Origin of the sequence: Streptomyces cinereoruber (assembly GCF_009299385.1) — a bacterium.
GTDB classification, from domain to species: domain Bacteria; phylum Actinomycetota; class Actinomycetes; order Streptomycetales; family Streptomycetaceae; genus Streptomyces; species Streptomyces bikiniensis.
This window is the reverse complement of sequence record NZ_CP023693.1, coordinates 3,043,411-3,067,639: the sequence shown is the minus strand read 5'-3', so window position 1 is coordinate 3,067,639 and position 24,229 is coordinate 3,043,411. Positions and strand designations below refer to the sequence as shown.

The window sequence follows — 24,229 nt, the reverse complement described above, 5'->3', positions numbered from 1 at the left end:
CCCGCCGGGGTCCGCCGTACCGGTGACGCCGTCCACCGGTCGGACCGATCGGCCGCCGCTTTCCGGGCGGTGTCCCGCCGCGCGGAACGGCCCGGCGGTACGCACGATCGGCCCATGCGTGCCTCACTCGCCTCCTCGATCGCCGTCACCTGCGCGGCGGTACTCGCCCTGCCGGTCTCCTCCGCCGCGCCCGCGGCGGCCGAGGTGCTCGTGCAGCCACCGGCGGCCTCCGCGCTGCCCCCCGCGCCCGACCTGCCGGGCTCCACCCAGTCCCTGCCGCTCGGCCCGCTGGGCCCCTCCTCACGGGCCGGCGGCTCGGGGGACCAGGGCCTGCCCCGGCGTGACGTCAAGCCCTTCTCGCTCGTGGGCGTGGTCTGGGACGACCCCAGGGCCCCGCTCCACGGCACCGTGCAGGTCCGCACCCGGGCCACCGGCACGGACACCTGGTCGGAGTGGCAGGACGTGGAGACCCACAACGACGAGCACGGCGCCGACCCGGACAGCGCGGAGGGCACCTCGCGGGCGCTCCGCGGCTCCACGGCCCCGCTGTGGGTGGGCGACTCGGACGGCGTCGAGATCCGCGTACGGGCGGAGGCGGGCGGAACGGGCGGCGCGCCGCCGCTCCCGGCCGGCCTGCGCCTGGAACTCGTGGACCCGGGCGATGGCCCGGAGACGCAGACGGACACGGAACCGGTCCTGGAGACGGAGCCGGGTACGGATACGGGTACGGAGGTCGAGCAGGTCGCGGAGGCCGCCCCGCCGCAGACCCGTACGGCCCCGGCCCCAGCGGCCCCGGCCGGTGCGACGGCCGCCGTGGCTCCCGCCGACGCGACTTCGGCCGCCGTCGCACCGGAGGCCCCGCTGCCCCCGGCCCCGACACCGGCCCCGGCCGCCACCGTCCCTGCGGCCACCCTGGCCGCCCCCTCGGCCTCCGGCGCCTTGACCGCCCCGCCCCTCTCCGGGCTCCTCGCGGGCCTGGGCGCGATCAACGCGCAGCTCACCCCGTACGCCGCGCCCTGGCTCCCGGCCCTGTCGAAGGAGGCGACCGAGGCCATCGCCTCGTACCTGCCTCCGTTCCTGCCCCGCACGCCGGCGTCCGGCGCCGAGGCGCAGGAACCGGCCAAGACCCCGGTCCAGGCGGCCGCGCCGTACATCGGCCCCCGTCCCGCGATCGTCACCCGCAAGGGCTGGGGCGCGGACGAGTCGATCCGCGAGAAGACCTTCGTCTACACGAACACGATCAAGGCGGCCTTCGTCCACCACAGCGCCACCGGCAACAACTACACCTGCGCCCAGGCCCCCTCCGTCCTGCGCAGTATCTACCGCTACCACGTCCTGAGCAGCGGCTGGCGGGACTTCGGCTACAACTTCGCCATCGACAAGTGCGGGAACATCTACGAGGGCCGGGCGGGCGGCGTGGACAAGCCGGTGCTCGGCGCGCACACCCTCGGGTTCAACACCAGCACCATGGGCATCGCCGTCCTCGGCACCTTCAGCACGACCGCCCCGCCGGCCGCCTCCGTGACCGCCGTCGCCCGTCTGACGGCCTGGAAACTGGGGCTCCACGGGATCAACCCGAAGGGGTCGGTGACCCTGACCTCGGGCGGCGGGAACCTGTACGCGAAGGGCACGAAGGTCAAGTTCAACGCCATCGCCGGACACCGTGACGGATTCGCCACGGACTGCCCCGGATCGCTTCTGTACGGCAAGCTCGGCACGGCCCGGACGAGCGCGGCGTCGTACCAGGGGAGGTAGAGGGGGGACCACCGAGGCAACCCTCTGCATAAACTGACCGGTCATATCGCAGGGACGACCGAAAACGGACGTGCCGACGGCCCCGGACAGGAAGCAGAGACGACAAGGTGACAGAAGCGATCCTCCTGGTCGGTGGCAAGGGGACACGGCTGCGGCCCCTCACGGTCAACACGCCCAAGCCCATGGTCCCGGCGGCGGGCGTCCCCTTCCTGACGCACCAGCTGGCCCGCGCCCGCGCCGCCGGCGTCGAGCACATCGTGCTCGCCACCTCCTACCTGGCCGAGGTCTTCGAGCCGCACTTCGGCGACGGCTCCGACCTCGGTCTGAGCCTGGAGTACGTCACCGAGGAGGAGCCGCTGGGCACCGGCGGCGCGATACGCAACGTGGCCTCGCGCCTGCGCTCGGGGCCCGACGACCCGGTCCTCATCTTCAACGGGGACATCCTCACGGGCCTCGACATCGGGGCCCTGGTGGAGACCCACTCCTCCTCCGGCGCGGACGTCTCGCTCCACCTGACCCGGGTGGACGACCCGCGGGCCTTCGGCCTCGTCCCCACGGACTCCACCGGCCGCGTCACGGCCTTCCTGGAGAAGCCGCAGACGCCCGAGGAGATCGTCACCGACCAGATCAACGCGGGCGCGTACGTCTTCCGCCGCTCGGTCATCGACACCATCCCCACCGGGCGGCCGGTCTCGGTGGAGCGCGAGACCTTCCCGGAGCTCCTGGCCTCCGGCGCCCACCTCCAGGGCATGGTCGACTCCACGTACTGGCTGGACCTCGGCACCCCGCAGGCCTTCGTGCGCGGCTCCGCCGACCTGGTCCTGGGCCGCGCGCCCTCCCCGGCCGTGCCGGGCCGCTGCGGCGACCGCCTGGTGCTGCCGTCGGCGCGCGTCGCCCCCGACGCCAAGCTGACCGGCGGCACGGTCGTCGGCGCGGACGCGGTGGTCGGCGCGGGCGCCCGCATCACGGGCTCCACGCTCCTCGCGGGCGCGGTCGTCGAACCGGGCGCGGTGATCACCGACTCCCTGATCGGCGCGGGCGCCCGCATAGGCGCGCGTACGGTCCTCAGCGGGGCGGTCATCGGCGACGGCGCCCGGGTCGGCGCCGACAACGAACTCCGCGACGGCATCCGCGTCTGGTGCGACGCCACCCTCCCGGCGGGCACGGTCCGCTTCTCGTCGGACCAGTAGGGGCGGAGGAGGACGGAGGAGGACAGCGGGGGCACCGGAGGCTCCCGCCCGACTACGCTCGTCCCCATGGCCGGCCGCTTCCCCCAGAAACCCACCACCGCACCCGTGCGGGTGACCGGCCGCACCCCCGCACGGCACACCCGCTCCCACCCCCTCCCCCCGGGAACGGAGCTCGCCCTCGTCCTCGGCCCCCTCCGCCGGGGCCCGGCGGACCCCGCCTACCGGGCGGCCCGGGACGGCTCGTTCTGGCGGGTCAGCCGGACTCCGGAGGGCCCGGGGACCCTCCGGGTCACCGCCCGGGACGGCGTCGCGGAGGCCCACGCGTGGGGCGAGGGCGCCGCCTGGCTCCTGGACCGCCTCCCGGCGCTGCTCGGCGCCGAGGACGACCCGGCCGCCTTCACGCCCCGCCACAAGCTGCTCGCCGCGGTCCACCGGCGCCGCCCCGGCCTGCGCCTGCTCCGCACCGGCCTGGTCCTGGAGTCGCTGATCCCGTCGATCCTGGAGCAGAAGGTCACGACGGACGAGGCGTACCGGGCCTGGCGGCTGCTCGTACGGAAGTACGGGGAGCCCGCGCCGGGCCCGGCTCCCGACGGCATGCACGTCATGCCGGACGCGCGCGCGTGGAGCCTGATTCCGTCCTGGGAGTGGCACCGCGCGGGCGTGGACGACAAGCGGGCCGCGACGATCCTGCGCGTGTGCCGGGTGGCCCGCCGCATGGAGGAGGCCGCGGACATGCCCCCGGCCGAGGCCCGGAAACGCCTGGAGCTGATCCCGGGCGTCGGCCCCTGGACGAGCGCCGAGGTGGTCCAGCGCAGCCACGGCGCCCCCGACGAGGTCACCACCGGCGACTACCACCTGCCCGGCATCGTCGGCTGGGCCCTCGCGGGCGACCGCACGGCCGACGACGCGGCCATGCTCGCCCTCCTGGCCCCTTACGAGGGCCAGCGCCACCGGGCCGCCCGCCTGATCCTCCTCAGCGGCCGCATCCCGCCCCGCAGGGCACCCCGCATGACCCCGGGGAACATCGCGGCCCTCTGACCCCGCGGGGCCGGGCTCACCGCACCTCGACGAACTCCGAAGCCCTCCGTGCCGCCCGTTCCCGGGGCGGGGCCGCCGGGTGTCCGATCGCGACCGCACCGAGCGGGTCCCAGGTGTCCGGCAGGTCGAGGACCTTCCGTACGACGTCCCGGCAGAACATCGTCGAGGACACCCACGCCGAGCCGAGCCGTTCGCCCGCGAGCGCCACCAGGAAGTTCTGTACGCCCGCGCCCGCCGCGACCAGGAACATCTCGCGCTCGGCGGTGTCCCGGCGCGGGTCGCCGTAGTGGTGGGAGCCGTCCATGACCAGGCACGGCACCGCCAGGTGGGGCGCGTTGCGCAGGACGTCCCCGCGCCGGACCCGCTTCGCGATCGACTCCTCGGACTTCCCGTCCCGGCGCAGGTCCGCGATCCACGCCTCCCGCATCGCGTCGAGCAGCCGCGTCCGCGACTCCGCCGACTCCAGGAGCACGAACCGCCACGGCGTCGTGTGGTGCGGGGCCGGCGCCGTCACGGCGGCGGCGACCGCGCGCCGCACCGCCCCCGGGTCGACCGGCTCGGCCGTGAACTCCCGTACGGTCCGCCGCAGCGTCACCGCCTCCCGTACGGCCTCGGAGGTGCCCAGCCGGAACATGTCGTCGGCGGCGCTCCGCACGAGCGCGCGTGCCCCCGGCTCCCCGTCCCCGCCCACCACGTGCGGCAGGCCCCGGACGACGGCCACCGGGAGCCCGGCCGCCTTGCCCTTCACCAGGTCCCCGGCGGCGGCGAGTTCGTCGGCGGTGGCGACCACGGTCGCGCTCAGCGGGTTGCCGTGCGCGTCGGTCCCGCCGCGCAGGTCGTCCAGGACCCGCACCCCGGCCGCCCCGATCGCCACGTCCGTGAGCCCGCCGCGCCAGGGGCGCCCGAAGGTGTCCGTGACGACGACGCCCACGTCCACGCCGAGCGCCCCGCGCAGCCCCTCGCGGATCCGGCGGGCAGAGGCGTCCGGGTCCTCGGGCAGCAGGAGCACCGTCCCGGCGGGGGTGTTGGAGGCGTCGACCCCGGCGGCGGCCATGACGAGCCCCTGCCGGTTCTCGACGATCCGCAGGGTGCCGCGCCGCGCGACCACCCGTACCGTCTCGGCGTCGATGGCCTCCTCGCGGCCGGCGGCGGCGACCAGCCGCCCCTCCGCCTTGCTCACGATCTTGGAGGTGACGAGCAGCACGTCCCCGTCGGCGAGGTCCGGGGAGGCGGAGGCGATCAGCTTGGCCAGGTCGTCCCCGGCCGCGACCTCGGGCAGCCCGGGCGGCGCCCAGACCCGGTACGAGGGGGCGGCGGTCACCCGCGTACCTCCTCGGCCAGTTCGAGCGCCGCGCGGGCCATCGCCGCCGTGGCGTCCACGTCCGTCATCATCAGCGGCACCGCCCGGCAGGCGATGCCCGCCGCCTCGACGTCCGCGACCGCGCCCGCGTCCACGGTGTCCACGAGCCAGCCGTCGAGCAGCTCGGAGCCGTAGTGCCGGGCCACCGCCGCCGCCGTGGACTCCACGCCGACCGCCGCGAGGACCTTGTCGGCCATCCCGCGCACGGGCGCGTCCCCGACGATGGGGGAGAGGCCCACGACCGGCGCCGCCGCGGCGGCGACCGCCTCGCGGATCCCGGGCACGGCCAGGATCGTGCCGACGGACACGACCGGGTTGGACGGCGGGAAGAGGATCAGATCGGCCTCCGCGATCGCCTCCAGGACCCCCGGCGCCGGCTTCGCGGCCTCCGCGCCGACCGGCACGACGGCCTTCGCGTCCACGGAGGCGCGCAGCTTCACCCAGTACTCCTGGAAGTGCACCGCCCGCCGCTCCCCGTCGACCTCGATCGCCACGTGGGTCTCGACGCGGTCGTCGGACATGGGCAGGAGGCGTACGCCGGGCTGCCAGCGGGCGCACAGCGCCTCGGTGACGGCGCTCAGCGGATAGCCCGCGGCCAGCATCTGGGTGCGGACGATGTGGGTCGCGAAGTCCCGGTCGCCGAGGCCGAACCACTCGGGCCCGACGCCGTACGCCGCGAGCTCCTCCTTGACGGTGAAGGACTCGTCCGCACGTCCCCAGCCCTGCTCCTCGTCGATGCCACCGCCGAGGGTGTACATCACCGTGTCCAGGTCGGGGCAGACCTTCAGCCCGAAGAGATGGATGTCGTCACCGGTGTTGCCGACGACCGTGATCTCCGCGTCCGGGGCGGCCCGCCTGAGGCCGCGAAGGAACCGGGCACCACCGATGCCGCCTGCCAGAACCACAATGCGCATGTACGGCAGTGTGTCAGGCGACGATCACTCCCGGCGCGGCCGGGGCGGGGGCGCACCGCGCGCGGAGCGACTCGTGCATGGGCATCTCGGTCAGGCCCGGGAAGTAGACGTGCAGGCTGACGGCCGGCTCCAGGGAGTCGTTGACGACCTCGTGGACGTACCCGGGGGCGAACACGCGCTGCGCGCCGCCGGCGAGGGTCCGCACGCCCCGGTCCGTACGCTCCGTCAGCTCGCCCTCCAGGACGGTGAGGACGCCGGAGGAGACGCCGTGGTCGTGCAGCCCGCTGCCCTGCCCGGGCACCCAGGAGAGCAGCCAGACCTCGTAGCCGGGTCCGGTGCGCAGGCGGTGGTACCAGCGGGTGGTGGCGTCGTACTCGACGTGCGGGGCCCACTGGGAGCGGTCCTCGGCGATCGAGCGCGCGAGGCCGACGAAGTCGGCCACGGTCACGGGGTGGACGCGCTCGGGCTGGAGGAGGTGGGGGACCTCCATGATGTCGCCGGCGATCTGGAGGTCGCTGTCCATGTTCATGGGTGGGGTGGTTCCTCAGCAGAAACGGAATGCGGTGGGGGGTCACGGGAAGAGCGGTGACACGGGAGACGCGGGTGACGCTGGGGGAAGAAGCTGGAGCTCTGCGGCATCAACAGCTGGGACAGCAACAGCAACAGCGCGCCTGGACAGCGCGGCGGAACCCACGGCTGTGGGTCGCGGAGGGCGCTGCGGTCGCTGGCATGCCACCAAAGGTGGCCGGAGGGGCACCCGACTGTCAACTCAATGCCCGATTTGGCGGTAATGTTTCACCTCATCCGGTTCTCCTTTCTGGAGAAAGGTTTGCTCATGCGCGGACCAGGAGAGATGGCGCTTCGACCGTGCCCGTGAACGTGGTCGTGCGCGCGTGTCGGTCCGGACAGGAGGCGGCTCGTGACCCGACTGTGATCCGGATCGCTTCCGTGGCTGGATCGCAACAAGATCCACGTCCCGGTCGTCCTCCCTCATGGAGGCCGTGCCGCACGGTCACGCCGGTGGCATGTGTCACGGTTTTTGGTGATTTGAACACTTACCGCATACGCTTGGTTCCGCAGAGTGAATACGGGGCCCAATAGCAGATCTCAGCTTGACTCGCACAGAGCACGAACTTGTAATTTCACTCGTGTCGTTCGGCCGTGTTCGCACGGCACATCCACGGGGACGCACAGAACAGACGAGGGGCGCAGATGACCGAGTTGTTCCAGGAACTGCTGGTCGAGGACGCGGACGAGGAACTCGGCTGGCAGGAGCGCGCGCTGTGCGCCCAGACCGATCCCGAGTCCTTCTTCCCCGAGAAGGGCGGCTCGACCCGCGAGGCCAAGAAGGTCTGCCTCGCCTGCGAGGTCCGTTCCGAATGCCTCGAATACGCCTTGCAGAACGACGAGCGCTTCGGCATCTGGGGCGGTCTCTCCGAGCGCGAGCGGCGCCGCCTGAAGAAGGCCGCCGTCTGAACCGCCGCTGTCCGAAAAGCTCCCTGAACCGCCGCCCTCGACGCCGGCCCCCGACCGCGTCCGGACCCCCGAGCCGGGACGCGCCCCCCGGGACCGCGCAGAGACGCGCGCATCAGGACGCCCCGAACGGTCCGCCCCCCGTGCATCCCCGTACGGACGGCGGACCGTTCCGTGTGTCCGGGGCGTTCCGGCCGACCCCCCGGGCCGCCGTGCGGTCCGAGCCCCCGGCCCCTCTCCCCGCGACCGTTCCGTCCCCTCTGTCCACAGGGGCCCGGGAGCTCTGTCCACAGGGCGGCGGACCGCTCCGCGCACAGCCGTTAGTGTGGGCCTCCGTCCGAGACGCTCCCCACGCCCCCCGCGGGCGACCCCCGGCCGGAGGGCCCGTAGCTCGATGTCCTCAACTCCTGAGTTCCCGCGACACGTCGTCACCGCCGTGCTCGTCACCCACGACGGCGCCCGCTGGCTGCCCGACGCCCTGGCCGGCCTGCTCGCCCAGGAACGCCCCGTGCAGAACGTGGTCGCGGCCGACACCGGCAGCGCCGACGACTCCGCGCGGCTCGTCGCCGAAGCCGTCGGCGACGACCGCGTCCTGCACCTCGCGCGCCGCACCGGCTTCGGCGCCGCCGTCGAGGAAGCGGCCCGCACCGCGCCCGTGCTCGGACCCGAGGACCTGCCCTACCTGAAGCGCCCCAGCGGCTGGGACCCCGTCAGCCACACCTGGAACGACGAGGCCTACGACCTCCCCGAACTCCCGCACGGCGAACCGGTCCAGTGGCTCTGGCTCCTCCACGACGACTGCGCGCCCGAGCCCGACGCCCTCGCCGAACTCCTGCGCGTCGCCGACGCCGACGCGTACGCCGCCGTCGTCGGCCCCAAGCTGCGCGGCTGGTACGACCGCAAGCAGCTCCTGGAGACCGGCGTCTCCATCGCCCGCAGCGGCCGCCGCTGGACCGGCCTCGACCGGCGCGAGCAGGACCAGGGCCAGCACGACCAGGTCCGCTCCGTCCTCTCCGTCTCCACCGCCGGCATGCTGATCCGCCGCGACGTCTTCGAGGAACTGGGCGGCTTCGACCGGCGCCTGCCCCTCATGCGCGACGACGTCGACCTCTGCTGGCGCGCCCACGCCGCCGGCCACCGCGTCCTCATCGCCCCCGACGCCGTCCTGCGGCACGCCGAGGCCGCCGCCCGCGAGCGCCGCACCGTCGACTGCGCCGGCCGCACCGCCGCCAACCCGCACCGCGTCGACAAGGCCGGAGCCGTCTACACGCTCCTCGCCAACACCCGCGGCGCCGCCCTCCCGTACGTCTTCGCGCGGCTCGTCCTCAGCACCCTGCTCCGCACCCTCGCCTACCTCGTCGGCAAGGTCCCCGGACAGGCCGTCGACGAGGTCATGGGCCTCCTCGCCACCCTGCTGCGCCCCGAGAAGATCCTCGCCGCCCGCAAACGGCGCAAGAACCCCGCCGTCGCCGCGAGCGAACTCCGCCCGCTGTTCCCGCCGCCCGGCGCCACCGTCCGCGCCGCCGCCGAACAGCTCGCCGCCAACTTCGGCGGCGACGAGGCCGACTCCGGCGGCTCCCGCCACGGCGTCGTGGAATCCGGCCCCGGCGGCGACGACGCCGACTACCTGGAGATCGAGCAGTTCGCCCGGCTCAAGAAGATCGCCCGCAGACCCGGCCCGGTCCTCTTCGCCCTCCTCCTCGTCGTCTCCGTCGTCGCCTGCCGCAACCTCTTCTCCGGCGGCTCCCTGGCCGGCGGCGCCCTGCTGCCCGCCCCCGACACCGTCTCCGGACTCTGGTCCCGGTACGCCGACGCCTGGCACCCCCTCGGCACCGGCGGCACCCAGTCCGCCCCGCCCTACCTCGCCGTCCTGGCCGCGCTCTCCGCGCTGTTCCTCGGCTCCACCTCCACCGCCCTGACCCTGCTGCTCGTCTGCTCGGTCCCGCTCGCCGGCTTCACCGCGTACTTCGCCTCCCGGGGCATCGTCGAGTCCCGGCTGCTGCGCGCCTGGGGCGCCGTCGCGTACGCCTTCCTGCCCGCCGCCACCGGCGCCCTCGCCACCGGCCGGCTCGGCACCGCCGTCCTCGCGATCCTGCTCCCGCTGATCGGCCGCGCCGCCGTCGCCGCCCACGGCTTCAACCGGCCCGACCGGGGCAGCTGGCGCGCCACCTGGGCGTACGCCCTGCTGCTCACCTTCACGACCGCGTTCACCCCGGTCGTCTGGCCCCTCGCCGTCCTCCTCGGCCTCGGCGTCCTCGCCGTGCGCCGCTCCGACATCACCGCGTACGGGCTCCGCTTCCTCGCCGCCGTCGGCACTCCCCTGCTCGTCCTCGCCCCCTGGTCGCTCACCCTCCTGACCGACCCCTCCGCCTTCCTGCGCGAGGCCGGCGTCGACCTGCGCACCGGCACCGCCGGCGCGCTGGACCTGCTCGGCGCCAGTCCCGGCGGCCCCGGCACCACCGGCGGCCTCCTCCTGATCGGCCTCGTCCTCGCCGGACTCGCCGGACTGCTCCGCGAGGAGCGCCGGCTCGCCGTCCACGCCGCCTGGGCCGCCGCCCTCGCCGGCCTCCTCTTCGCCGCCCTCACCAACGGCGCGGGCGGCACCGGCTGGGCCGGGCCCGCCACCCTCGTCTACGGCGCCGCCCTCATCGCCGCCGGCATGATCGGCGCCGAGGGCGGACGCACCCGCGTCGCCGCCCACGGCTTCGGCTGGCGCCAGCCCGTCGCCGCCCTGATCGCCCTCGCCTGCGCCGCCGGCCCCGCCGTCGCCGCCGCCGGCTGGATGATCGGCGGCGCCGACGGCCCGCTGACCCGCCGCGACCCGGTCCAGGTCCCGGTCTTCGTCGCCGAGGAGAGCACCACCCGCGACCAGCCCCGCACCCTCGTCCTCGGCGGCTCCGCCCCCGGACGGGTCGCCTACACCCTGGTCCGCGGCTCCGGCGCCCGCCTCGGCGACGCCGAACTCACCGCCACCGCCGCGGGCGACCCGCACCTCGACCGGACCGTCGCCCTCCTCGTCGCCGGCTCCGGCGCCGACCAGACCGAGCAGCTCAGCGGCTACGCGATCCGCTACGTCCTCGTACGGGACGGGGCCCCGCGCCAGATGAGCCGCGTCCTCGACGCCACTCCCGGCCTCAGCCGCCTCAGCCAGATCGACGGCAGCGCGCTCTGGCGCGTGGACCGCGAGATCGCCCGCGTCATGATCGTCCCGCCCGCCGCCGAGGACGGGGCCCCGGCCGCCGGAGGAGCCGCCGAGGAGACCGCCAAGGCCGTCTCCGTCGCCGCCGGCCCCGTCGAGGTGCACACCGAGGTCCCCGCGGGCCCCGCCGGCCGCGTCCTGCGCCTCGCCGACCGCGCCGACGAGGGCTGGACCGCCGCCCTCGACGGCAAGGAGCTGAAGCGGACCACCGTCGACGGCTGGGCCCAGGGCTTCGAGCTCCCCGCCCAGGGGGGCCGCCTCGACGTCACGTACGACGAGCCGTTCACCCACACCGTGTGGATCTGGACCCAGGTCGCCCTCGGCGTCGTCCTGCTCGTCCTCGCCCTGCCCGGCCGCCGCCGCGAGATCGACGACGACCTGCCCGACGAGGAGCTCGCGATCCCCGCCCAGGCCGCCGAGGGCGACGGCCGCCGCGCCCGCCGCCTGCGCGCCGCCGCCGAGGCGGAGGCGGAGGCCGCCGGACAGGCCCCCGCCGACGCGCCGGAGCACGGGCCCGTACCGATCCCGGAGCAGCAGTCCCACGCACCCGGGGACGAGCACCGGGAGCGGGACTGGGACGGCGGGTACGACCCCGCCTACGCCCAGGCCCCGGCCGGGGACCACGCCCGGGACCAGCCCTACGCCGACCAGGGCTCCTACCAGGAGTACGCGGCCGACCCGTACCAGCAGCAGCCGTACGCGTACCCCCAGCAGGGCTACGACCAGCAGGGCTACGAGCAGCAGTACGACCAGCGGCAGTACGACCCGCAGGGGTACGGGCAGCAGCAGTACGGCGGGCAGGACCACGACCCGCGGCAGCAGGGCCACGACCCGCAGCAGTACGACCCGTACGGCTACGGATACGGACCCTCCCAGGGCCACGAGACCGAGCAGCGTCCCGACGGGAGCAGCAACCAGTGAAGCGCACGACCCTCTCCCTGATCGCGGGCGCCACGGCCCTCGCCGCCGTCACCGGCTTCGCCGCCCTCACCGCCCCCGAGGGCACCGCCGCCCCCGAGGCGGCGAAGGCCACCACCCGGCTGCCGGTCGAGCGCGTCGGCCTGGCCTGCCCGGCCCCGAGCACCTCCGAGGTGGCCGAGACCGTCTACACGTCGTACACCCCGGCCGGAACGGAGGCCGGAAAGGCACCGGAGGCCGGCAAGGACGGGGCCGGGCAGCCCACGGCCCTCCTGAGGCCCGCGGCGGGCGCGACGGCCGACGGCGGGGCCGGCGACGGCAAGAAGCCCGCGGCGGCCAAGGCCCCCGCCACCGTCACGGTCCCCGGCAAGCCCGTCACCGCCGAGGCGGACGGCGCGGCCGTGCCCGCCCTCACCGGCTCGGCCACCGGTGCCCTCGCCCCCGGCTGGACCGTCCAGCAGACCACCGTCGTCCCGGCGGGCGGCTCCCGCGGCCTCCTCGGCCTCACCTGCGGCGCCCCCGACACCGACTTCTGGTTCCCGGCCGCCTCCACCGCCCAGGCCCGCCACGACTACGTCCACCTCACCAACCCGGACGACACGGCCGCCGTCGCCGACATCGAGCTGTACGGCCCCGAGGGCCTCCTCAAGTCCCAGTTCACCGAGGGCATCCCGGTCCCCGCCCACTCCACGGTCCCGGTCCTCCTCTCCACCCTCACCGCCGACGCCCCCCAGCGGGACGTCACCGTCCACGTCACCACCCGCAGCGGGCGCATCGGCGCGGCCGTCGGCGTCGCCGACGACAAGCTCGGCAGCGACTGGCTCTCCGCCGCGGCCGACCCGTCGGGCAGCGCCGTGCTTCCCGGCATCCCGGCCGACGCCGCCTCGGTGCGGCTCGTGGTCTTCGCCCCCGGCGAGGACGACGCCGACCTGAAGGTCGAGCTGTCCACCGCGAACGGCGCGATCGTCCCGGCGGGCGCCGACGCCCTGCACGTGAAGTCCGGGATGACGACCTCCATCGACCTGCCGGACCTCACCCGGGGCTCGGCGGCCTCGCTGTTCCTCAGCCCCGAGGACCCGAAGCGGCCCGTCCCGGTCGTGGCCGCCCTCCAGGTGGTCCGGGGCAAGGGCGACAAGAGCGAGATCGCCTTCATTCCGGCGGCGGGGGCGATCTCCGCCCGCGCGACGGTCGCCGACAACCGCGCCAAGGCCTCGACGCTCGTCCTGACCGCCCCCGAGGCCGACGCGCAGGTCAAGGTCACGGCCTCGGCCGGCTCCGGGGTGGGCGCGCCGGTCACGAAGACGGTCACGGTCAAGGCGCGCACGACGACCCCCCTCGCCGACCTCGCCCCCCAGGGCCTCAAGGGCGCCTACGCGCTGACCGTCGAACCGGTCTCCGGCGGCAAGGTGTACGGGGCACGGACGCTCACCGTGCCGCAGGACGGCGTCCCGATGTTCACCGTCCAGACCCTCGCCGACGACCGCGGCACGGTCGAGGTCCCGTCGGCCCACCAGGACCTGGGGGTACTGGACTGAGGCCAGGGCCCGCCACGGGTGAAACCGCCCCCCTGCGGGTGAGACCGGAGGGGGCGGAGCCGTACGACCACGGGCTCGGCCCTGCGCGGCTCAGCCCTGCCCGTACGCCCGCCGGCCCGGACCCGGCCCAGCTCGCCCGTACGCCCGTCGCCCCGGCTCAGTCCTGCCCGTACCGGGGATCGACCGACTCGGGGGAGAGCCCGAGGAGCTCGGCGACCTGCTCCACGACCACCTCGTGGACCAGGAGCGCCCGCTCGTCCCGGCTCTTCGAGCGGATCTCGACCGGCCGCCGGTAGACGACCACCCGGGCGGGCTCGCCCTTCTCCGCCGGGACCGAACCGCCCAGCGGCACCGTCTCGCCCGGCACGGACGGCGGCACCTCCAGGACCAGGAACTCGACGTCGGCCAGCTGCGGCCAGTGCCGTTCGAGGCGCTCCACCGAGTCGAGGACCAGATCGCGGAAGGTGTCGGCCCGGCTCGCGGAGAGCGGCACCTGCGGCGGCGCGACGGGACCCCGCATCCCGCGGCCGTGCCGGTCGCGACGGCGGACCCGGGGCTCCGCCGGGGACTCCGCGGGACGGTGCTGGGGGCTCGGCGGCACAGGACTGTCCATCACTGACGCAGCGTAACCCTCATCGGCCCTCCGTACCGTGGCGCGTCCTCGCCACCCTCCCCGGCGCGCCGGGCCCGCTCCCGGACCGCCCCCGCCTCCTCCCCGCCCCTCCTGTCGGGACCTGAGCGTTCCGGCCGTTCGAGTGCCCGATCCGGCGGCCCGTCGCGATCGGCCATCTGGCCCTGATTGACCGGATTCGTATCCCAGACTGTCCGAATCTCCACCTGCCCCGGGACCCGTGCGACGCCTTCCCCGCAGGTCGGAACGGGCGCCTCGCACAGGGGTGTGGCGGAGTTCACACCACGACACGGCGGAGTGACCTGAGGGAGAGTCGTCGCGGCCCGCTCAAGAGTGCGGTACCGTCCAACGTCGTGAGCCCTGTACGTCGCTGTTCGCGCACCGCGTGCGGCCGCCCTGCCGTCGCGACACTGACGTACGTCTATGCCGACTCGACTGCGGTCCTCGGCCCGCTCGCCACCTACGCCGAGCCCCACTGCTACGACCTGTGCGCCGAGCACAGCGAGCGCCTCACCGCCCCGCGCGGCTGGGAGGTCGTGCGGCTCTCCGACGGATCCGCCCCCTCCCGCCCCAGCGGCGACGACCTCGAAGCCCTGGCCAACGCGGTACGGGAGGCGGCCCGCCCCCAGGAGCGCGCGGCCGGAGCCGGCGGCAAGGGCGGCGGGGGACGCGGCGGCGACCCCATGGAGGTCGGACGCCGCGGACACCTCAGGGTGCTCCGTTCCCCCGACAACTGAACCGGCGTCCGGACCGGCCTCCGTACCGACGACCGGACGGGGCCCGAGCCCGGCGTCCGGAAGACAACCGGGCGCAACCGGCCACCGTCCGCATCCCACCGCCCCACTCCGGGTAGTTTTGGCGTTCCGTACACGCGCCGCACACGCGTGCCCAGAACTCAGGAGGGTGGATCCGTGACTGCCGATCTGTCGCAGATCGTGAAGGCGTACGACATCCGCGGAGTGGTACCCGACCAGTGGGACGAGACGCTCGCCGAACTCTTCGGCGCCGCCTTCGTCCGGGTGACGGACGCGGACGCGATCGTCGTCGGCCACGACATGCGCCCCTCGTCGCCCGGCCTCGCGAGCGCCTTCGCGCGCGGCGCGGCCCGCCTCGGCGCCGACGTCACCCTCATCGGCCTCTGCTCCACCGACCAGCTGTACTTCGCCTCCGGCAGCCTCGGCCTGCCCGGCGCGATGTTCACCGCCTCCCACAACCCGGCCCAGTACAACGGCATCAAGATGTGCCGCGCCGGAGCCGCCCCCGTCGGCCAGGACACCGGCCTCGCCGACATCCGCGCCCTCGCCGAGGAGTGGTCGGAGAAGGGCGCCCCCGAGGCCGCCGCCACCCCCGGCACCGTCACCGAGCGGGACACCCTCCAGGACTACGCCGCCCACCTCAAGGGCCTCGTCGACCTCACCGGCATCCGCCCGCTCAAGGTCGTCGTGGACGCGGGCAACGGCATGGGCGGCCACACCGTCCCCACCGTCTTCGACGGCCTCCCGCTCGACACCGTCCCGATGTACTTCGAGCTCGACGGCACCTTCCCGAACCACGAGGCCAACCCCCTCGACCCGAAGAACATCGTGGACCTCCAGGCCCGCGTCCGCGAGGAGGGCGCCGACCTCGGCCTCGCCTTCGACGGCGACGCCGACCGCTGCTTCGTCGTGGACGAGCGCGGCGAGCCGGTCTCCCCGTCCGCGATCACGGCCCTCGTCGCCGCCCGCGAGCTCGCCAAGCACCCCGGCGGAACGATCATCCACAACCTGATCACCTCCTGGTCCGTCCCCGAGGTCGTCCGCGAGCAGGGCGGCGAGGCCGTCCGCACCCGCGTCGGCCACTCCTTCATCAAGGAGGAGATGGCCAAGACCGGCGCGATCTTCGGCGGCGAGCACTCGGCCCACTACTACTTCCGGGACTTCTGGAACGCCGACACCGGCATGCTCGCCGCGCTCCACGTCCTCGCGGCCCTCGGCGGCCAGCAGGGCACCCTCTCGGAGCTGGTCGCCGCCTACGACCGCTACGCCTCCTCCGGCGAGATCAACTCCACCGTCACCGACCAGGCCGCCAGCACGGCCCGGGTCAGGGCGGCGTACGAGGGCGGGGACGGGATCACCCTCGACGAGCTCGACGGCCTCACCGTCACCGCCGCCGACTGGTGGTTCAACCTCCGCGCCTCCAACACCGAGCCGCTGCTCCGCCTCAACGTCGAGGCCCGCGACGAGGCCACCGTCGCCCGCGTCCGCGACGAAGTCCTCGCCCTGGTCCGGGCGACGGACTGACCCCGCGCCCCACCGCCGGGGAACGGGGCGCCCCCCGTTCCCCGGCGGTAGGCTGACCTGGCCCGAAGGCCCGGTCCCGAGGGCAGCACCACCACCGTTCGCCCGCAGTTCGTCCGAAGGGACCACCCCATGCCGCTCGAAGCCGGCCTCCTGGAGATCCTGGCCTGCCCCGCGTGCCACGCCCCGCTGAACGACCGCACGGCGGACGAGACCCCCGAGCTGGTCTGCACGGGCACCGACTGCGGCCTCGCCTACCCGGTCCGCGACGGCATCCCCGTCCTCCTCACGGACGAGGCCCGCCGCCCGGCGTAACCGGCCCCGAGGACACCGAGCCGACCTGACCCGGCACGACCGCCGTTCGCCGACCGGAGCCGGGGCCGCCACGAGCGGCGGACGCCGACGGCGGGCACCCCTTACGGGAAGGCCCGCACCCCCGTACGCGGTGGTACGGACGGCGCGGGTGGTGCCGAGGGGAACCGAAGGGCCCGGTGGAGGCCGGGCGCACCCGGAACCCCGCCCCGCAAGGGCCACCCGCACCGGCACCCACCGCCCCGCTCCGCACCCCCGCCCGAGGGGTCCCACCGACCCCGCTCACCCCGGGAGGCACCAGATGCTCGACGAGACCCTCCTCGACTCCCCGGACGGCCTCGCCCTGGCCGACCGCCGCGGCCTCCTGCGCGGCGCCGCCGAAGCCGGCGCGCGGGTGCGGACCGCCACCCGCCACGCCGCCGACGCCGGCATCGCGGACCTCCGCCCCGAGGGCCGACCCCGCACGGTCCTCGTCGCGGGCCCCGGCACCGCCGCCACCGGCGTCGCCGACCTGATCGGCGCCCTGGCCGGAGCCTCCGCCCCCGTCGTACGCCTCCGCCCCACCGGCGTGGCCCCCGCCGCCGGCGCCCTGCGCTGGGCGCTGCCCGGCTGGGCCGGCTCGGTGGACCTGCTGCTGCTCCCCACCACCGACGGCTCCGAACCGGGCCTCGCGCTCCTCGCCGAGCAGGCGTACCGCCGGGGCGTCACGGTCGTCGCCGTCGCCCCCCAGGGCTCCCCGCTCACGGAGGCGGTCAGCGGCTCGCGCGGACTGTTCGTCCCGATGGCCGTCGCCCCGAACGAGGCCCCCGACGAGTACGCCGAGAACATCGCGGCCAGCCCCGGCGCCCTCTGGGCCCTGTTCACCCCGCTGCTCGCCCTCCTCGACCGCGTCGGCCTCCTGGAGGCGCCGCCCGAGGCCCTGGAGAAGGTCGCCGACCGCCTGGACCGGACGGCCGAACGCTGCGGCCCGGCCATCGCCACGTACAGCAACCCGGCGAAGACCCTCGCCGCCGAGCTGGCGGACTCGCTTCCGCTGATCTGGACCGAGGGCAGCGCCGCGGGCCCGGCCGGCCGCCGCTTCGCCGCCGTACTGGCGGAGCTCGCCGGACTGCCCGCCCTCGCCGCCGAACTTCCCGAGGCCCTGCCCGCGCACGGCGTCCTGCTCGCCGGCGACTACGCGGCGGGCGCCGACCCCGACGACTTCTTCCGCGACCGGGTCGACGAGCCGCAGGCCCTGCGCGCCCGGGTGGTCCTGCTCCGCGACCGGCCCGCCGGCGGCCTCAGCGCCGCCCCCGCCGCCCGGGAACTGGCCCTCGGCCACGAGACCGCCGTCAGCGAGCTGGAACCGGAGGAGGGCGGCGACCTGGAGACCCTCGCGGAACTCCTCGCCGTGACCGACTTCGCGGCCGTCTACCTGGCCCTGGCCACCCGAGGCACCCCGGCGCCGTAACGGGCGACCCCCGTGGGCACCGGCCCCGTCCCCGGACCGCGACCCCGGGCCATGGGCTTCGGCCCCGGCCCGCCGGCCCCGAGCCACTGGCCGCGGAACCACACCACACCGCACCGCCTCGTACCGCCCGCACCACCTCGCGCCCCACCCGTACCGCAGGCCCCGGACCCCGACCCCGACCCCGACCCGGGCCCGGCCCCCGGCCCCGTACCGTCCACCACCCCGTCACCCACCCGTCACCCGCCCCCTGTCATCTGTCTCCCGTGTCCCCCGACACCCGCACACCCACCACCCACCCGAGGAGCTGGCAGGCACCATGGACCGCCTCGTCAACACCGTCCGCCCCTACGCCTGGGGATCCACGACGGCCATCCCGGAACTCCTGGGCACCGCCCCCACCGGCGAGCCGCAGGCCGAGATGTGGATGGGCGCCCACCCCGGTGCCCCCTCCCGCACCGAGCGCGGCCCGCTGCACGAGCTGATCGACGCCGACCCCGTACGCGAACTGGGCGAGCGGACCGTCGAGAGGTTCGGCCCACACCTCCCCTTCCTCTTCAAGATCCTCGCCGCCGCCGCACCGCTCTCCCTCCAGGTCCACCCCGACCTCGACCAGGCGCGCGCCGGATTCGCCGCCGAGGAGGCCGCGGGCATCCCGATCGACGCCCCGCACCGCACCTACAAGGACGCCAACCACAAGCCCGAACTGATCTGCGCCCTCACCCCCTTCGAGGGGTTCTGCGGCTTCCGCGCCCCCGCCGACGCCGCCGACCTGATCGCCGCGCTCGGCGTCGACTCCCTCAAGCCGTACGTGGACCTGCTGCACGCCCACCCCGAGGAGGCCGCGCTCCGCGAGGTCCTGACGGCCCTGCTCACCGCCGACCCCGAGGAGATGGCGCACACCGTCGCCGAGGCCACCGCCGCCGCCGACCGCCTCGGCGGCGCCCATGCCCCGTACGCGCGCCTCGCCCACCACTACCCGAGCGACCCCGGCGTCGTCGCCGCCATGCTCCTGCACCACGTACGGCTCAAGCCCGGCGAAGCCCTCTACCTCGGCGCCGGCGTCCCGCACGCCTACCTCGACGGCCTCGGCGTCGAGATCATGGCCAACTCCGACAACGTGCTGCGCTGCGGCCTCACCCCCAAGCACGTCGACGTCCCCGAACTCCTCGAAGTCGTCCGCTTCGACCCCGCCGACCCGGCCGTCCTGCGCCCCGAGGCCTCCCCGTCGGGCGAGGAGGTCTACGAGACCCCGACCGACGAGTTCCGCCTCTCCCGCTTCGTACGGGCCGAGGGCGCCGCCCCCAACGACCTCACCGCCCCCACTCCCCAGATCCTGCTGGCCGTCGCAGGCCGCCCGACGGCGGGCGACCTCCCCCTCGCCCCCGGCGAATCCGTCTTCGTACCGGCGGGCGAACGCATCCAACTGACCGGAGCGGGTACGGTCTTCCGCGCCACCGTGGCGGCCTGATGCGACAATGACCGGCCGAACCGCGGCGATCGAGCCGGAGCACCGACGAAGGGAACCCGTACACCCATGAGCGCGTCAGGCGGAACCAAGGCGATCGTGGCGGCACTCGTCGCGAATCTCGCGATCGCCGCAGCCAAGTTCGTGGCGTTCCTCTTCAGTGGTTCGTCCTCGATGCTCGCGGAGAGCGTCCACTCGCTAGCCGACTCCGGCAACCAGGGCCTGCTGCTCCTCGGAGGCAAGAAGGCCCGGCGCGAGGCCACCCCGCAGCACCCCTTCGGCTACGGCCGCGAGCGCTACATCTACGCCTTCCTCGTCTCCATCGTGCTCTTCTCCGTCGGCGGCATGTTCGCCATCTACGAGGGCTACGAGAAGATCCACGACCCGCACGAGATCGAGGCCTGGTACTGGCCGGTCGGCGTCCTCGTCTTCGCGATCATCGCCGAGACCTTCTCCTTCCGCACCGCCATCAAGGAGTCGAACCCGCTCCGCGGCAACCTCTCCTGGAAGGAGTTCGTCCGCCGCGCCAAGGCCCCCGAGCTCCCCGTCGTCCTCCTGGAGGACCTCGGCGCCCTCGTCGGCCTCATCCTGGCCCTCGGCGGCGTCGGCCTCGCCATCCTCACCGGCAACGGCGTCTGGGACGGCATCGGCACCCTCTGCATCGGCGTCCTGCTCATCCTGATCGCGCTCGTCCTCGCCGCCGAGACCAAGTCGCTGCTCCTGGGCGAGGCCGCCGGCACCGACGAGGTCGCGAAGATCGAGGCGGCCGTCGTCGACGGCACGACGGTCACCCGCCTCATCCACATGCGCACGCTCCACCTCGGCCCCGAGGAACTCCTCGTCGCCGCCAAGATCGCCGTCGCGCACGACGACACCGCCACCGAGGTCGCGCACGCCATCAACGCCGCCGAGGAGCGCATCCGCGCCGCCGTCCCGATCGCCCGGGTCATCTACCTGGAGCCCGACATCTACAGCGAGAAGGAGGCCGCGGCGGGCCCCGATCCGTCCGCGACCCCGGGCGGCCCGGGCCACCACTGACCCGCCCCTCCCGCCCCTCCACTGCCGTCGGCAACGGCCGGATCCAGCCACCGACGCCATCCCTGCCGGGCCCCCGGACCACGTACACCACCCCGTACGTACGGACCGGGGGCTCCGGCGCGTTCGGGCCCGGCCCCGGATCGCCCCGGCCCACCCCGGTGGACGGGCCGAAGCCGGGCCGGGGACGGGCCGGGGCTCAATGCGGACTGTGGCCCGCGGTGCCGATCGGTGTAGATTCGTGACCAGCCAGACGTCGCTGCTGATGGCGGTCGGGCGGTCCCGAGGACCGGCCGAGGGAGAGAGGGCCTCCGACGACGGCACCATGGAAGTCCGGGCATTCGTGTGCCCAGGACCACCACCGTGGTGCCCTGCGCCCGAACGACCCTCGTACCCGACCCATGAGGAGCAGCCCCGTCATGACGACCGCAGCCCACCAGGACTTCAAGGTCGCCGACCTCTCCCTGGCCGCCTTCGGCCGCAAGGAGATCACCCTCGCCGAGCACGAGATGCCCGGCCTGATGTCGATCCGCCGCGAGTACGCCGAGCAGCAGCCGCTCGCCGGCGCCCGCGTCACCGGCTCCCTGCACATGACCGTGCAGACCGCCGTCCTCATCGAGACCCTGGTCGCCCTCGGCGCCGAGGTCCGCTGGGCCTCCTGCAACATCTTCTCCACCCAGGACCACGCCGCCGCGGCCATCGCCGTCGGCCCGAACGGCACCCCGGAGAACCCCCAGGGCGTCCCGGTCTTCGCCTGGAAGGGCGAGACCCTGGAGGAGTACTGGTGGTGCACCGAGCAGGCCCTCACCTGGCCGAACTCGCCCACCGGCGGCCCGAACATGATCCTGGACGACGGCGGTGACGCCACCCTCCTCGTCCACAAGGGCGTCGAGTTCGAGAAGGCCGGCTCCGCCCCGGACCCGTCCACCGCGGACAGCGAGGAGTACGCCCACATCCTGCGCCTCCTCAACCGCACCCTCGGCGAGAACCCGCAGAAGTGGACCCAGCTGGCGTCCGAGATCCGCGGCGTCACCGAGGAGACCACCACCGGCGTCCACCGTCTGTACGAGATGCACCGCGACGGCACGCTGCTGTTCCCGGCCATCAACGTGAACGACGCCGTCACCAAGTCGAAGTTCGACAACAAGTACGGCTGCCGCCACTCCCTGATCGACGGCATCAACCGCGCCACCGACGTCCTCATCGGCGGCAAGACCGCCGTCGTCTGCGGCTACGGCGACGTCGGCAAGGGCTGCGCCGAGTCCCTGCGCGGCCAGGGCGCCCGCGTCATCGTCACCGAGATCGACCCGATCTGCGCGCTCCAGGCGGCGATGGACGGCTACCAGGTCACGACCCTGGACGAGGTCGTCGAGACGGCCGACATCTTCATCACCACGACCGGCAACAAGGACATCATCATGGCCGCCGACATGGCCAAGATGAAGCACCAGGCCATCGTCGGGAACATCGGCCACTTCGACAACGAGATCGACATGGCGGGCCTGGCGCAGATCCCCGGCATCGTCAAGGACGAGGTCAAGCCGCAGGTCCACACCTGGACGTTCTCCGACGGCAAGGTCCTCATCGTCCTGTCCGAGGGCCGTCTGCTGAACCTCGGCAACGCGACCGGACACCCCTCCTTCGTGATGTCGAACTCCTTCGCGGACCAGACCCTGGCCCAGATCGAGCTCTTCACCAAGCCGGAGCAGTACCCGACCGACGTCTACACGCTGCCCAAACACCTGGACGAGAAGGTCGCCCGCCTCCACCTCGACGCGCTCGGCGTGAAGCTGACGACCCTCCGCCCGGAGCAGGCCGCCTACATCGGCGTCCAGGTCGAGGGCCCGTTCAAGCCGGACCACTACCGCTACTGACGACACCTCGCGGAGAAGATCCGCGGGAGACATCCGTAGAGGAACCAGGCAGGCCCCCCGCACCCCCGTGTCGGGGGGCCTGCCCCGTCCCGCCCCCGCTACAGCTCCTGGAAGCCACCCGAGGACCCATGCCCCGCGGCCGTTATTCGCTCCATGACCCGCACGACCACACCCCCCTCGGCGAAGAACACTTCCACTGCGCACCGGGCCCCTCCGGCTGGCGCTACGTCGCCCAGACCACCACCCCTTCCGGTGACCACCGGGGCTCTGTCGACCTGGCCGTCGACGAACTGGGCCGCCCCATCCGCCTCGAACTGCACGCCGCCGGCTGGCAGGTCCGCGGCGCGGCCCTCGACGGCGTCACCTGGGTCCGCACGGACCCCACCGGAGCCGACGCCACCGAAGGCAATGTGCGCGCCCACGCCTTCACCGGCGGCTCCCCGGCCTTCCTCGTCGCCCTCACGCGACTCCTGCGCCTCACCCCCGATTCCCCCGAGACCCGTGTCAGGCTCGTCGCCTTCACGGACCCGGTGCTCGCCCCCCTCACGGTCGACCAGTCCTGGGCCCTGCTGAGAAGTGAAGCGCACCCCACTGACAACGGCCCCCTGACGGTGGACGAGTACCAGGTCAGCGCCCTGGACACGGGCGAGCGCCACACCGTCCACATCGCCGGGGACGTGGTCCTCGCGGCCCCCGGCATCGAACTCGAGGACCTCGACACCCCGCCCTCGGCCTTCCCCTGACCGAGGACCCGCCGTACGTCAGGCGGGAGGGGCGAACCCGGTGGCGGGCGGCCCGTCCTCACGGGAGGAACCGACGGCGGGCGCGGAGGCCGGGGGAGCACCCGTACGCGGACCGGCCGACGGACCGGCCGACGGCTGGACGGGCGGGGCGACAGGAGAAAACCCCGAGGGAACAGCCGCAGCCGGAGCGACGCCGGCCCCACCACCCCCGAACCCACCCGGGACTCCGGCCTCGGTCCCGACCCCGGTTCCAGTTCCGGTCCAGACCCCGGCTCCAGTTCCCACCCCGACCCCGCCCCCGGCCTCCGCGAGCGCCCGCCGCGCGTCCCGCGCCTGCCGCTCGGCCACCACACCCGCCAGATACGCCTCCGCGGGCACCCCCGCCGGCGGAGGCGTCCCCGTCCGGGCCACCAACTGGCCGGCCAGCCGCTCGGCGAGCTGCCGCCCCACGCCCGGATCGAGTTCACGCGCCCGCGTGAGGTACTGGCGTATCTCCAGCCACAACCCCTCCGGCACCGCCGAGAGGTCGAGCCCGGCGAACCGCCCCACCAGCCACGGCGGCGGAGGAGGCACGGGCAGGACCCGCGCCGCGGGCATCCGCTCCCGTACGACCAGGGTCCCCGCGAACACGTCCCCGAGCCGCCGCCCGCGCTCGGACACCAGCGACGCGACGCAGGCGACGACGCCGAACGTCATCAGGATCTCCACGATCCCCATGGCCCCCCGGACCAGCGCGTGCCGGAACCGGATCGGCCCGCCGTCGTCCCGCACGACCCGCAGCCCGCAGGCCGTCTTCCCCAGCGACCGCCCGTGGGACAGCGTCTCCACCGCGATCGGCGCCCCCACCAGGACCAGCAGGAACGCCGCGACGGACACGGCCGCCACCGCCGCCTCGTCCAGCGAGGCCGTGGCGACCACGAGCCCGATCATGACCAGCACGTACGCGGCCCACACCACGACCAGGTCGATGAGCACCGCGAGTGCCCGACTCGGCAGCCGCGCGGGCTGCAGTCCCAGTACGACGGCATCGCCCGTCACCACACCACTCACGGCACCCACCC

At 74.5% G+C, this 24,229-nt stretch carries 19 protein-coding genes; 14 read left to right on the top strand and 5 right to left on the bottom strand.

From position 1 onward, the window contains the following. The first annotated feature begins 114 nt into the window (after nt 1-114). The 3 genes from CP977_RS13540 (at nt 115) to CP977_RS13530 (ending at nt 3,983) form a co-directional block, all read left to right on the top strand. Nucleotides 115-1,755: a peptidoglycan recognition protein family protein gene (locus CP977_RS13540; protein ID WP_152370169.1), complete on the top strand. Its 1,641-nt coding sequence runs from the start codon at nt 115-117 to the stop codon at nt 1,753-1,755. Between the two features lie 107 nt (nt 1,756-1,862). Further along, a complete protein-coding gene (manB, locus tag CP977_RS13535; protein ID WP_062755070.1) occupies nt 1,863-2,945 on the top strand; it encodes a mannose-1-phosphate guanylyltransferase in 1,083 nt (360 codons plus the stop codon). Between the two features lie 66 nt (nt 2,946-3,011). Beyond that, nucleotides 3,012-3,983 carry a DNA-3-methyladenine glycosylase family protein gene (locus CP977_RS13530; RefSeq protein ID WP_062755072.1) on the top strand — a complete coding sequence of 324 codons (972 nt, stop codon included), beginning with the start codon at nt 3,012-3,014 and terminating at the stop codon, nt 3,981-3,983. Between the two features lie 16 nt (nt 3,984-3,999). On the opposite strand, the gene CP977_RS13525 is transcribed toward CP977_RS13530, so the two are convergent. The 3 genes from CP977_RS13525 to CP977_RS13515 are packed head-to-tail and all read right to left on the bottom strand — an operon-like array spanning nt 4,000 to nt 6,786. After that, on the bottom strand, nt 4,000-5,304 hold the full coding sequence (locus CP977_RS13525; RefSeq protein ID WP_152370168.1) for a coenzyme F420-0:L-glutamate ligase: 1,305 nt from the start codon (nt 5,302-5,304) through the stop codon (nt 4,000-4,002). Beyond that, nucleotides 5,301-6,257: a 2-phospho-L-lactate transferase gene (gene cofD, locus CP977_RS13520; protein ID WP_062755076.1), complete on the bottom strand. Its 957-nt coding sequence runs from the start codon at nt 6,255-6,257 to the stop codon at nt 5,301-5,303. Before cofD ends, CP977_RS13525 begins: the two co-directional genes overlap by 4 nt. A 13-nt stretch (nt 6,258-6,270) precedes the next feature. Next, the gene (locus CP977_RS13515) at nt 6,271-6,786 is read right to left on the bottom strand and encodes a cysteine dioxygenase (RefSeq protein ID WP_062755078.1); all 516 of its coding nucleotides are present in this window, start codon (nt 6,784-6,786) and stop codon (nt 6,271-6,273) included. Nucleotides 6,787-7,469: 683 nt separating this feature from the next. Here CP977_RS13515 and CP977_RS13510 point away from each other — a divergent pair. The 3 genes from CP977_RS13510 to CP977_RS13500 all read left to right on the top strand — a co-directional run bounded on the left by CP977_RS13510 (nt 7,470) and on the right by CP977_RS13500 (nt 13,382). Beyond that, nucleotides 7,470-7,733: a WhiB family transcriptional regulator gene (locus tag CP977_RS13510; protein WP_015033978.1), complete on the top strand. Its 264-nt coding sequence runs from the start codon at nt 7,470-7,472 to the stop codon at nt 7,731-7,733. A gap of 391 nt (nt 7,734-8,124) precedes the next feature. Beyond that, nucleotides 8,125-11,850 carry a glycosyltransferase family 2 protein gene (locus CP977_RS13505; protein ID WP_152370167.1) on the top strand — a complete coding sequence of 1,242 codons (3,726 nt, stop codon included), beginning with the start codon at nt 8,125-8,127 and terminating at the stop codon, nt 11,848-11,850. Next, nucleotides 11,847-13,382 (top strand): DUF5719 family protein, encoded by a 1,536-nt coding sequence (locus CP977_RS13500; RefSeq protein ID WP_152370166.1) that lies wholly within the window; start codon nt 11,847-11,849, stop codon nt 13,380-13,382. Before CP977_RS13505 ends, CP977_RS13500 begins: the two co-directional genes overlap by 4 nt. 157 nt (nt 13,383-13,539) lie before the next feature. Here CP977_RS13500 and CP977_RS13495 read toward each other — a convergent pair whose 3' ends face one another. Continuing rightward, the gene (locus tag CP977_RS13495; RefSeq protein WP_062755084.1) at nt 13,540-13,995 is read right to left on the bottom strand and encodes a metallopeptidase family protein; all 456 of its coding nucleotides are present in this window, start codon (nt 13,993-13,995) and stop codon (nt 13,540-13,542) included. A 320-nt stretch (nt 13,996-14,315) separates the two neighbouring features. On the opposite strand from CP977_RS13495, the gene CP977_RS13490 reads away from it, so the two are divergent. The 8 genes from CP977_RS13490 to CP977_RS13455 all read left to right on the top strand — a co-directional run bounded on the left by CP977_RS13490 (nt 14,316) and on the right by CP977_RS13455 (nt 23,168). Further along, nucleotides 14,316-14,750, top strand: coding sequence for a DUF3499 domain-containing protein (locus CP977_RS13490; RefSeq protein ID WP_078490031.1), 435 nt, complete (start codon nt 14,316-14,318; stop codon nt 14,748-14,750). Between the two features lie 174 nt (nt 14,751-14,924). Continuing rightward, a complete protein-coding gene (locus CP977_RS13485) occupies nt 14,925-16,292 on the top strand; it encodes a phosphomannomutase/phosphoglucomutase (RefSeq protein ID WP_152370165.1) in 1,368 nt (455 codons plus the stop codon). 129 nt (nt 16,293-16,421) lie between these two features. Next, nucleotides 16,422-16,604, top strand: a complete 183-nt coding sequence (locus CP977_RS13480) for a Trm112 family protein (RefSeq protein WP_030221689.1) — start codon at nt 16,422-16,424, stop codon at nt 16,602-16,604. A gap of 298 nt (nt 16,605-16,902) precedes the next feature. After that, nucleotides 16,903-18,051: an SIS domain-containing protein gene (locus CP977_RS13475; RefSeq protein WP_062755089.1), complete on the top strand. Its 1,149-nt coding sequence runs from the start codon at nt 16,903-16,905 to the stop codon at nt 18,049-18,051. Between the two features lie 316 nt (nt 18,052-18,367). Beyond that, the gene (gene manA, locus CP977_RS13470) at nt 18,368-19,519 is read left to right on the top strand and encodes a mannose-6-phosphate isomerase, class I (RefSeq protein ID WP_062755092.1); all 1,152 of its coding nucleotides are present in this window, start codon (nt 18,368-18,370) and stop codon (nt 19,517-19,519) included. 66 nt (nt 19,520-19,585) lie between these two features. Further along, the gene (locus CP977_RS13465) at nt 19,586-20,554 is read left to right on the top strand and encodes a cation diffusion facilitator family transporter (protein WP_109187120.1); all 969 of its coding nucleotides are present in this window, start codon (nt 19,586-19,588) and stop codon (nt 20,552-20,554) included. Between the two features lie 416 nt (nt 20,555-20,970). Beyond that, a complete protein-coding gene (gene ahcY, locus CP977_RS13460; protein ID WP_062755096.1) occupies nt 20,971-22,425 on the top strand; it encodes an adenosylhomocysteinase in 1,455 nt (484 codons plus the stop codon). Nucleotides 22,426-22,553: 128 nt separating this feature from the next. Beyond that, a complete protein-coding gene (locus CP977_RS13455) occupies nt 22,554-23,168 on the top strand; it encodes a hypothetical protein (RefSeq protein WP_062755098.1) in 615 nt (204 codons plus the stop codon). Nucleotides 23,169-23,186: 18 nt separating this feature from the next. Here the strand turns inward: CP977_RS13455 and CP977_RS13450 are convergent, their stop codons facing one another. Then, on the bottom strand, nt 23,187-24,218 hold the full coding sequence (locus CP977_RS13450; protein ID WP_152371563.1) for an RDD family protein: 1,032 nt from the start codon (nt 24,216-24,218) through the stop codon (nt 23,187-23,189). Between the last annotated feature and the right edge of the window lie 11 nt (nt 24,219-24,229).